Annotated in this window: 2 pseudogenes; one reads left to right on the top strand and one right to left on the bottom strand. The window is 59.2% G+C overall.

Features of this window, described 5'->3' with window-relative positions:
* Positions 1–181 (bottom strand): annotated as a pseudogene (locus EOC93_RS33765) (aldehyde dehydrogenase family protein); the annotation flags it as partial.
* A 133-nt stretch (positions 182–314) separates the two neighbouring features.
* Here EOC93_RS33765 and EOC93_RS33760 point away from each other — a divergent pair.
* Positions 315–444, top strand: a pseudogene (locus EOC93_RS33760) (fumarate hydratase C-terminal domain-containing protein); the annotation flags it as partial.

Here is a 444-nt window from a genome sequence, read left to right as displayed (position 1 = left end):
GGTTGTCCGGTGGTCCGATCCTGATTCTTCGGACCGCCTCCGTCATCCGGAACAGGAATTCCTCATAGCGGGATCGGGCGACAAGAATCCTGCTGGGCGCATTACAGCTCTGGCCCGCGCACTCGAACTTGTATTCCGAAATAGCCGGTATCGCCGTTGCCAAGTCGGCATCTTCGCACACACAGCCGGATTTCGGGTGGTAGGCGGCAACTACACCTCGTTTCAACGATTGCGTTCCGAAAAGAGAGATCATCGGTTTCCCTGCGGACTTGCAGTGCTCGGCTAGCAGACGTGAGGTCCCGGAAGATGCCGTTGCGGGCAAGCCGCTTCCAGTCGATCTGCGGGGACGCGTGATCTACTACGTCGGTCCCGTCAGGGCAGTGAGGAATGAGGTCGTTGGACCCGCCGGTCCAACAACCTCCAGCCGCTTCGACGATTTTACGG

It is taken from the genome of Mesorhizobium sp. M6A.T.Ce.TU.002.03.1.1, assembly GCF_003997275.1.
In the GTDB taxonomy this organism is placed as follows: Bacteria; Pseudomonadota; Alphaproteobacteria; order Rhizobiales; family Rhizobiaceae; genus Mesorhizobium; species Mesorhizobium mediterraneum.
The sequence above is the reverse complement of the archived record's forward strand: the minus strand, read 5'-3'. Positions and strand labels throughout refer to the sequence as shown.